Annotated in this window: 10 protein-coding genes; 9 read left to right on the forward strand and 1 reads right to left on the reverse strand. The window is 65.2% G+C overall.

The window, feature by feature from the left end:
• Positions 1-123: 123 nt before the first annotated feature.
• From EOA33_RS14805 to EOA33_RS14850, 9 genes are all read left to right on the forward strand, one after another.
• Complete coding sequence (locus EOA33_RS14805) at positions 124-1,185, forward strand: spermidine/putrescine ABC transporter substrate-binding protein (RefSeq protein WP_127400345.1); 1,062 nt, start codon at positions 124-126, stop codon at positions 1,183-1,185.
• 101 nt (positions 1,186-1,286) lie between these two features.
• On the forward strand, positions 1,287-2,129 hold the full coding sequence (locus tag EOA33_RS14810; RefSeq protein ID WP_126059352.1) for an ABC transporter permease: 843 nt from the start codon (positions 1,287-1,289) through the stop codon (positions 2,127-2,129).
• Between the two features lie 183 nt (positions 2,130-2,312).
• Positions 2,313-3,104 carry an ABC transporter permease gene (locus EOA33_RS14820; RefSeq protein WP_126058182.1) on the forward strand — a complete coding sequence of 264 codons (792 nt, stop codon included), beginning with the start codon at positions 2,313-2,315 and terminating at the stop codon, positions 3,102-3,104.
• Positions 3,101-4,174: an ABC transporter ATP-binding protein gene (locus EOA33_RS14825; protein WP_126058181.1), complete on the forward strand. Its 1,074-nt coding sequence runs from the start codon at positions 3,101-3,103 to the stop codon at positions 4,172-4,174. The genes EOA33_RS14820 and EOA33_RS14825 overlap by 4 nt, the downstream gene beginning before the upstream one ends.
• A 14-nt stretch (positions 4,175-4,188) precedes the next feature.
• Positions 4,189-5,463 carry a glycosyltransferase gene (locus EOA33_RS14830; protein WP_126058180.1) on the forward strand — a complete coding sequence of 425 codons (1,275 nt, stop codon included), beginning with the start codon at positions 4,189-4,191 and terminating at the stop codon, positions 5,461-5,463.
• Positions 5,460-5,810: a cupin domain-containing protein gene (locus EOA33_RS14835; RefSeq protein ID WP_127400143.1), complete on the forward strand. Its 351-nt coding sequence runs from the start codon at positions 5,460-5,462 to the stop codon at positions 5,808-5,810. Before EOA33_RS14830 ends, EOA33_RS14835 begins: the two co-directional genes overlap by 4 nt.
• A 14-nt stretch (positions 5,811-5,824) precedes the next feature.
• The gene (locus EOA33_RS14840) at positions 5,825-6,166 is read left to right on the forward strand and encodes a cupin domain-containing protein (protein WP_126058179.1); all 342 of its coding nucleotides are present in this window, start codon (positions 5,825-5,827) and stop codon (positions 6,164-6,166) included.
• Between the two features lie 28 nt (positions 6,167-6,194).
• On the forward strand, positions 6,195-6,539 hold the full coding sequence (locus EOA33_RS14845) for a cupin domain-containing protein (protein ID WP_126058178.1): 345 nt from the start codon (positions 6,195-6,197) through the stop codon (positions 6,537-6,539).
• A 21-nt stretch (positions 6,540-6,560) separates the two neighbouring features.
• Positions 6,561-8,069, forward strand: a complete 1,509-nt coding sequence (locus EOA33_RS14850; RefSeq protein WP_127405951.1) for an aldehyde dehydrogenase family protein — start codon at positions 6,561-6,563, stop codon at positions 8,067-8,069.
• A gap of 23 nt (positions 8,070-8,092) precedes the next feature.
• Here the strand turns inward: EOA33_RS14850 and EOA33_RS14855 are convergent, their stop codons facing one another.
• A complete protein-coding gene (locus EOA33_RS14855; protein ID WP_127400141.1) occupies positions 8,093-8,854 on the reverse strand; it encodes a glucose 1-dehydrogenase in 762 nt (253 codons plus the stop codon).
• Positions 8,855-8,933: the final 79 nt, after the last annotated feature.

Raw genomic sequence — 8,933 nt, forward strand, 5'->3', positions numbered from 1 at the left:
CTGCAATAGTACTGTCACTGCAATCGGCAACAAAAGACCGGGGAACAGGATCGAGCCCGTGGCGGGAACCGCGAATGCCGGTCTGCCAATGAATTTGACCATCAACCGTAATGGGAGACTGCCATGACCACCGCCCTGCAGCACCGTTCGTTCAGAACGTCTTCAATCGCGCTCGGCTTCGCTCTGGCGCTTTCGGCGCCGGCGGCCGCCGCCGACCTCGTCATCTCCAACTGGGACGGCTATATGGCGCCCGACGCCATGGCCGCCTTCAAGACCGCGACCGGTGTTGCCGGCGAGGTCGTGGTCCACGCCACCAATGAGGAGATCATGGGCAAGCTCGTCGCCTCCGGCGGCAAGGGCTATGACGTGGTCTTCGTCTCCTCGCCCTTCGCCGAGGTGCTGAACAAGCTCGGCCTGACCGAGCCGATCGACCATGCCCAGGTCCCCAACCTCGCCAATCTCTATCCGGAAGCGACCAAGCTGCCGCACGATGTCGGCAACGCCTTCTCGGTGCCCTACACCTGGGGCACGACCGGCCTCTGCTATCGTTCGGACCTGATCAAGACGGCGCCGACAAGCTGGAGCGACCTGCTCGCGCCTTCCGACGATCTCAAGGGCAAGACCACCATGCTGGCCACCGACCGCTGGCTGCTGGCCGCGGGCCAGCTCGACAAGGGTTTCTCCGTCAACGAGACCGACCCGGCCAAGATGGCCGAGGTCAAGGACCTGCTGATCTCGGCCAAGAAGACCCTCCTCGCCTATGACGACACCACCTTCTATTCGAAGCTGGTGTCCGGCGAGGCGCTGCTGGTGCAGGCCTGGGACGGCTGGTGCAACTACGGCATCGCCGAGAAGCCCGAGATCAAATACGTCATTCCGAAGGAAGGCTCGGACCTCTGGGTCGACACGATGGTGGTGATGAAGGCTTCCGAGCACAAGGACGCCGCCTTCAAGTTCATCAACTTCATGCTCGACGCCAAGAACCACGCCTGGGCGGCGCAGAACATCGACTACAAGGTGCCGAACAAGCCGGCGATGGAGAGCCTGCCGGCCGACTTCCTGGCCAAGTTCCCCAACATGGCGATGCCGGTGGCCGACCTCGTCAAGTTCGAGCAGTTGCGCGACGTCGGCGACGCCCAGCGCGACTACTCCAAGATCGTTAGCGAGATCAAGGCCGCGCAGTAGGCGCTTGCAGCCCAGAGACAATGGCCGATGGCGGGCTGCCGCCGTCGGCCGCTGAGCGGTATCGAAAATTGTCCCAGACCAGACTTCGCTCCAACCTGCTGATGGCGCCGGCTTTGGCCTGGCTGACCGCGCTCATGGTCGTGCCATGCGCGCTGGTGCTTGCGCTCGCCTTCTTCCGGCGCGGCATCTATGGCGGGATCGAATACACTTTCACGCTGGAGAATTTCGGCCAGGTCCTCGACCCGCTCTATGCCGGCATCTTCCTCAACTCGGCGCGCATCGCCGGCGCCGCGACACTGATCGCGGTCATCATCGGCTACGCCGCTGCCTATGCGATTGCCGCGGCGCCACGCCGGCTGCAGCCGGTATTTCTGTTCTTCGCCGTGCTGCCGTTCTGGTCGAACTATCTGATCCGCACCTATGCCTGGATCGTGCTCCTCAACCGCGAGGGCCTCGTCACCCAGTTGCTGCGCTGGATGGGCTACACGGGCGAGCCGCCGTCGATGCTCTACACCGAGGGCGCCGTCATCGCCGGCCTGGTCTACAACTACCTGCCCTTCGTCATCCTCGCCTGTTACGCGCCGCTGTCGCGGCTCAATCCGGAACTCGCCGAGGCTTCGCGCGACCTCGGCGCCTCGGCGCTGACCACCTTTCGCCGCGTCATCCTGCCCCTGACGGTGCCCGGCATCGCCGCCGGCGCGGTCTTCGTCTTCGTGCTGTCGATCGGCAATTTCGTCACCCCCGCTCTGCTCGGCGGCGGCCGCTTCCAGATGATCGGCAACCTGGTCTACGACCAGTTCCTGACCGCCAATGACTGGCCGTTTGGCGCCGCCCTCGCCATGGCGCTGATCGCCATCATGCTCGCGGTCCTGATGGCGCAGGCCCTGCTTGCCGACCGCGCCGCCGGCCGAGCCAAGGAAGCTGAGGGAGGTGCCGATGGCTGAGCGCTCCCTTGCTTCCTTCTCCCCGTTCACGGGGAGAAGGTGCCCCGAAGGGGCGGATGAGGGGCGGCGCCAGCCTTTGCGACGCTCAGCGTTGCCCCTCATCTGCCTGCCAACATCTTCTCCCCGTGAATGGGGAGAAGGAGGCTGTACGACCGCTCGCCTCCTGACCATCGGAGGGCAGCCATGACTTCGTCGCCTGCCCGCACCCTCGGCTTGCGGACGATCCTCGTCCTGGTCTTCGCCTTCCTCTACATCCCGATCGCCGTCCTGGTGGCGCTCTCCTTCAACGCCGGCGGGCTGCCGACGGCATGGTCGGGCTTCTCGCTGAAATGGTACGCTTCGCTCGCCGGCAATGCGGCGATCCTGCAGGCTGCCCTCAACACGCTGATCGTGGCGCTGGTCTCGACCGCCATCGCCACGCTGCTCGGCACGCTGCTGGCGATCGGCATCGAGATGCGCCGGCAATACGGAAAGGGTCTGGAAGCACTGATCTTCGCGCCGATGATCATTCCAGACATCGTGCTCGCCATCGCGCTGCTGTCGTTCTTCTCGCTGCTCGATGTCACCATGGGCCTACACACCATCGTCCTCGCCCATGTCGTCTTCAACCTTGCCTTCGTCTGCTCGGTAGTGCGCGCGCGGCTGAAGAGCTTCGACTGGTCGATCGTCGAGGCCTCCGCCGATCTCGGCGCCTCCGCGCTCACCACCTTCCGGCGGGTGACGCTGCCGGTCATCCTGCCGGCGGTCGTCGCCGGCGCGCTGCTCGCCTTCACGCTCTCGGTGGACGAGTTCATCATCGCCTTCTTCACCGCCGGCGCCGGCCGCGCCTCGACCACGCTGCCGATGCAGATCTATTCGATGATCCGCTTCGGCATCACGCCGGAGATCAACGCGCTGGCGACCATCGTCATGGCGGTTTCGATCACCGCGCTGACCCTTTCGCAGCGGCTCAATCGTGGGGTTATCGGCCAATGAGCGAACCGCGCACGCTGCTTCGGATCGATCGCGTGTCGAAGAATTTCGGCCGCGTGAGAGCCGTCGACGGCATTTCGCTCGACATCCGCGAGAACGAATTCTTCGCCCTGCTCGGCCCCTCCGGCTGCGGCAAGACCACGCTGTTGCGCATGCTGGCCGGCTTCGAGACGCCGAGCGACGGCCAGATCCTGCTCGACGGGCGCGATATCGCCCGCACGCCGCCCAACAAGCGGCCGGTCAATCTGATGTTCCAGTCCTACGCGCTGTTTCCGCATATGAGCGTCAGGGCCAATGTCTCCTATGGGCTCGAAATGGAGCGCCTACCGGCGGCCGAAATCCGCAGCCGTGTCGACGCCATCCTGGCGACCACCGAGCTGGTGCCCTTCGCCGATCGCAAGCCTGAGCAATTGTCGGGCGGCCAGAAGCAGCGCGTCGCGCTCGCCCGGGCCTTGGTCAAGCGGCCGCGCCTGCTGTTGCTCGACGAGCCGCTCGGCGCGCTCGACAAAAAGCTGCGCGGCGCCATGCAGCTCGAATTGAAGCGCCTGCAGCACGAGGTCGGCATCACCTTCGTCATCGTCACCCACGACCAGGAGGAATCGCTGGTCATGGCCGACCGCATGGCGGTGCTGAAGGATGGCAGGCTGTTGCAATGCGATACGCCGCACGCGATCTACGAACATCCTTCCGACCGCTTCGTCGCCGACTTTATCGGCGTGATGAATTTTGTTCCCGGTCGTGCTGACGGCAACGGCGTCCAGGCGACGAATGGCACGAAGATCACCGGTAAGGTTTCGGCGACACTTTCGTCGGGCGCCTCGGCTGTCGCCGCTGTGCGGCCCGAACGTATCCGGCTGTTTCCGTCGCCCGACACCGCCAACCGCGTTGCCGGCACGGTCGAGGCGCTCGCCTATCAGGGTCTCGACCTGCAGGTGCATGTCCGCACCACTCTTTCGCAAAAGCCGTTCCTGGTGCGCGTCACCGCCGATGCCGCCGACCGCCGGCCGGTTGCCGCCGGCGACCGGATCGAGCTCGGCTGGGACGCCGCCGATGTCAGAATTTTCGCAGATTGATGGAGATTGAAACCATGGCGCAGAAGACCATCGCGTTTTTCCCGGAAGCGGCCTTCGGGCCGGCGCTCAATTCCGTCGGCATCGCCCAGGCGGTCGAGGCGCGCGGCCACAGGGCGGTGTTCCTGTCCGACCCCGGATTTGTCGACGTCTACAAGGGCTACGGCTTCGAGGCGCACCCGGTGAACCTCTCCGAGCCGATGCCGCCGGAGCAGATGGCCAAGTTCTGGGAGGACTTCATCAACGGCCACATCCCGAATTTCCGCAAGTCGCCCTACGACCAGGTCGACAACTACGTGAAGGATTGCTGGACGGCGATCGTCGATAGCGCCAAATGGGCACAGAAGGATCTGGCCGGGGTGCTCGCGAAGATCAAGCCCGACGTCATCTCGGTCGACAACGTCATCCTGTTTCCCGCTATCAAGCAGTATGGCAAGCCCTGGGTGCGGGTCATCTCCTGCTCGGAAAACGAGATCGAGGACGAGGACATCCCGCCGCATCTTTCCGGCTGCGCCGAGGACGACCACGCCGGCCACAAGCGCTACCGCGACCATTTCAACGCGGTGATCAAGCCGATCCATGACGACTTCAACGCCTTCCTCGCCGCCAATGGCGAGGCGCCCTATCCGATCGGCCAGTTCTTCGAGGCCTCGCCCTACCTCAACCTGCTGCTCTATCCGCAGGCGGCGAAGTTCAACCGCCGGCATCCGCTCGACCCGGCGAAATTCCAGTATCTCGAGGGCTGCGTGCGGCAGGAGAAGCCCTACGCAATACCGACCTTTGCGAAGAACAATGACGGGCCGCTGCTCTACGTCTCCTTCGGCAGCCTGGGGGCCGGCGACGTCGACCTCCTGAAGCGCATCATCGCGGCGCTCGGCAAGACGCGCTACCGGGCGCTGGTCAATGTCGGCGGCTACAAGGACCAGTACACCGACGTGCCCGGCAACGTCATTGTCGACAGCTGGTTCCCGCAACCTTCGGTGATCCCGCAGGTCGATGCGGTGATCCACCATGGCGGCAACAACTCCTTCACCGAGTGCCTCTATTTCGGCAAGCCGGCGATCATCATGCCCTATGTCTGGGACGGTCACGACAATGCCACCCGCGTCGGCGAGATCGGCTGCGGCTTCGGCATGCCGCGCTATGACTGGAGCGATGCCGAGCTGATCGCGAAGATCGAGGCCTGCCTCACCGATCCGGCGATCAAGGCCAAGCTCGCCAGGGCATCGGCGCAGATGCAGTCGCAGAACGGCCCCGAGAAGGCTGCCGGGCTGCTGGAGCAGCTGCTGTGACCTCCTCCGCGCCGCACCTCCACCAGGCCTCGACCCGCGCCGATCTCGTCGACTGGGGCGCGCAGCCTGACGCGCTGGAGGGCGCTTCGCACTCGACCGGCAGGCTGGTGCACAAGGGTCCGAACAACCAGCCGGAATCTGGCATCTGGGTCTGCACGCCTGGACGCTGGCGGCTCAAGATCCCGCGCGACGAGCTCTGCCACTTCGTCTCAGGTCGCGCCACCTACAAATCCGACGACAGCGAGGTGATAGAGGTGACAGCCGGGACGGTGGTGCTGTTCCCGGCCGGCTGGAGCGGCGAATGCACCGTGCATAAGACCATGCGCAACATCTACATGCTGGCGTAACCGAGGAACTCGACATGCCGACACCGCACTGGCCAAAGGCCTCGACCGTGCAACTGGACGACTGGGGTGCCGGCGCCGACCCTATCGCCGGCTCGCCGCGTGCGTCGGGCAAGGTCCTGTTCCAGCACGCGGACGGATCGAGCGAATGCGGGCTTTGGTCGTGCACGCCCGGCACGCGCCACATCACCTTCGCGGTTGACGAATTCTGCCATTTCCTGTCGGGGCGCGGCACCTACATCCACGAGAATGGCGAGACGATCCCGGTCGAGGCCGGGACACTGGTCTTCTTCCCAGCCGGCTGGACCGGCACTTCTAAAATCACAGAAACGCTGACCAAGGCCTTCATGTGCCGGTAAGCACGCAACGAAATCCAGGATAAAATCGATGACCACGCCGACCATGCAATCGCCGCTCGCCATCACCGACCTCGTCGACTGGGGCGTCATCCCGACCATGATCGAGGGACAGTCCCACACCTCTGGCAAGCTCCTCTACAAGGGGCCGGAAGGCCGCTCGGAATGCGGGCTCTGGATCTGCACGCCGGGCAAATGGCACTGCCACGTCACCCGCGACGAGTTCTGCCACTTCCTCGAGGGACGCTGCACCTATGTGCATGAATCCGGCGAGGTGATCGAGATCGAACCCGACACGGCGGCGTTCTTCCCGCAGGACTGGAAGGGCGTCTGCACCGTGCATGAGACGATCAAGAAGGTCTACATGATCCGCTGAGCGGACCGGGAGGATCATTCCATGCAGTTCTCGCCCGACCGTCCGGTATACTTCGTCAATCCGGACTACCGGCCGACGACCGGTGCGCAAAAGCCGGTGATCGATCCGGCGACGCTCGAAACGGTGGGCACCATCGCCGCCGCCAGCGATGGTGAGATCGACGCCGCGTTGACCACCGCGACCGCAGCGCAGGCGGCATGGAAAAAACTCGACGCCAAGAGCCGCGCCAAACATTTGCACGCGGTGGCCAATGCCATCGAGGCGGCGGACTTCACCCGCTGCGCCGAGCTGATGGTGCGCGAGATGGGCAAGCCCTATCCGGAAGCGATTGGCGAGATCGCCAATTGCGCACCGATCTTCCGCTACTATGCCGAGATGGCGCGCGACGAGGCCGGCAAGGTCGCCGGCACGACGCAGGCGGGTTCCTTCCAGTACGCGCGCTACGAGCCCTACGGCGTCTCCGTCCACATCATGCCCTATAACTTCCCGATCCTGCTGATGTGCTGGACGGTGGCCGCCTCGCTCGCCGCCGGCAATGCCTGCGTCATCAAGCCTGCCGAGGCGACGACATTGTCGACGCTCGACTACATGACGGTGTTCCGTTCACTGCCCGAAGGCCTCGTCTCCTGCCTGCCCGGCGGCGCTGCGACGGCGCAGGCGCTGATCGGGTCCGACCGCACCCATACCGTCGCGTTCACCGGCTCGGTTGCCGCCGGCAAGGCCGTCGCGGTGGCGTGCGCCGAGCGCATGAAGCCTTGCGTCATCGAGGCCGGCGGCAGCGATCCGCTGATCATCTCGCAACACGCCCCACTCGACGTCGCGGCGGCCGGCTCCGTCACCGCCGCCTTCCACCTCACCGGCCAGGTCTGCACCTCGGCCGAGCGCTTCTTCGTCGTCGATGCCGTGCACGACCGCTTCGTCGATCTCTTCGCCGCAAAGACCCGCGCACTGAGGATCGGTAACGGCCTGGACAGGACCGAGATCGGCCCGCTGGTCAGCGAAGCCGCACGGGCCAAGGTGATGCGTCTGGTCGACGACGCGGTTCGCAACGGCGCGAAGGCGGTGACCGGCGGGTGCATTCCGCCGGCGCACAACACCGGCTGGTTCTACGAGCCGACGATCCTCACCGGCGTCACCCCGGACATGGCGATCGTGCGCGAGGAGTGTTTCGGGCCGGTCGCCGCCATCTGTCGCGTGAAGGATTTCGACGAGGCGATCAGGCTCGCCAACGATAGTCCCTTCGGCCTCGGCGCCTCGGTGTTCACCACCGACCTCGCCGAAGCGCACGAGGCGGCCGAGCGGCTCGAGGCCGGCATGGTCTGGGTCAACAATCCGCTGATCGACAACGACGCGCTGCCTTTCGGCGGCTGGAAGGCTTCCGGCCTCGGCCGCGAGCTCGGCCGCCAGGGGCTCGACGCCTTCCGCCGCTCGAAGATGGTGATCATCGACCACAAGCCCGAGATCCAGGGCTGGTGGTACCCTTACCCGGACAGCTGGTTTCGCGACACCGGTGGCCGCAAGCACGTGTAAGGCGAGCCGGGGGACGCCCTGGCTCAGCCGATGCTTTCGCCACCGTCGACCACCAGCGCCTGTCCGGTCATGAAGGAGGAGCGGTCGGAGACGAGGAACAGGATCGCTTCGGCGATCTCGTCGGCGCTTGCCCAGCGCCCCATCGGGATCTTGGTCCGGACATAGTTTTCGATCGCGTCGCGCCCGCCCATCTGGGCGATGAACGGCTCGTTGAACGGCGTGTCGACCCAGCCCGGGCAAAGCGCGTTGATGCGGACATTGTAGCGGGCGTAGTCGAGCGACATCTGCCTGGTCATCGCCACCACGGCATGTTTCGACGTCGCATAGGCGATCATCTCGCGGTCGTAGAAGACCCCCGAATTCGAGGCGGTGTTGAGGATGACGCCGCCGCCCTGCGCGATCATCGCCGGCATCACGATCTTGGCGCCAACGAACTGCGCCCGCACATTGATCCGCCACGACGCATCCATGCCGTCGACGCCAACTTCGGTGAGCGTGCCGCCGACCTGGATGCCGGCATGGTTGTGCAATATGTCGATCCGCCCATGCCTGCCGAGCGTGCCGACGATGAGCGCCTCGACCGCGGTGTCGTTGCCGACGTCGGTCGTGACCGCTTCGGCGCGGCCGCCGGCTTCGCGGATGTCGGAGGCAACGGCCTCGCCGGCGGCCCGATCGCGGTCGGCGATCACCACTGTCGCCCCTTCCCTGCCCATGATCATGGCGCCGGCGCGCCCGATGCCGGACCCGGCTCCGGTCACCACGGCGATGCGGTCTTTCAGGATCATGATCGGTCTTTCACTGTTTTCTTCGGCGCAGCTGCCACTGGGCAAGCACCACGAGCAGCACCGAGGCGACGAGCACGAT

This window comes from Mesorhizobium sp. M4A.F.Ca.ET.050.02.1.1 (genome assembly GCF_003997725.1).
In the GTDB taxonomy this organism is placed as follows: domain Bacteria; phylum Pseudomonadota; class Alphaproteobacteria; order Rhizobiales; family Rhizobiaceae; genus Mesorhizobium.

What these genes read in the sequence shown, in the direction of transcription:
- EOA33_RS14805 (WP_127400345.1), top strand. Translation starts at nt 124, where the DNA reads ATGACCACCGCCCTGCAGCACCGTTCGTTCAGAACGTCTTCAATCGCG.
- EOA33_RS14810 (WP_126059352.1), top strand. Translation starts at nt 1,287, where the DNA reads ATGGCGCCGGCTTTGGCCTGGCTGACCGCGCTCATGGTCGTGCCATGC.
- EOA33_RS14820 (WP_126058182.1), top strand. Translation starts at nt 2,313, where the DNA reads ATGACTTCGTCGCCTGCCCGCACCCTCGGCTTGCGGACGATCCTCGTC.
- EOA33_RS14825 (WP_126058181.1), top strand. Translation starts at nt 3,101, where the DNA reads ATGAGCGAACCGCGCACGCTGCTTCGGATCGATCGCGTGTCGAAGAAT.
- EOA33_RS14830 (WP_126058180.1), top strand. Translation starts at nt 4,189, where the DNA reads ATGGCGCAGAAGACCATCGCGTTTTTCCCGGAAGCGGCCTTCGGGCCG.
- EOA33_RS14840 (WP_126058179.1), top strand. Translation starts at nt 5,825, where the DNA reads ATGCCGACACCGCACTGGCCAAAGGCCTCGACCGTGCAACTGGACGAC.
- EOA33_RS14845 (WP_126058178.1), top strand. Translation starts at nt 6,195, where the DNA reads ATGACCACGCCGACCATGCAATCGCCGCTCGCCATCACCGACCTCGTC.
- EOA33_RS14850 (WP_127405951.1), top strand. Translation starts at nt 6,561, where the DNA reads ATGCAGTTCTCGCCCGACCGTCCGGTATACTTCGTCAATCCGGACTAC.
- EOA33_RS14855 (WP_127400141.1), bottom strand. Translation starts at nt 8,854, where the DNA reads ATGATCCTGAAAGACCGCATCGCCGTGGTGACCGGAGCCGGGTCCGGC.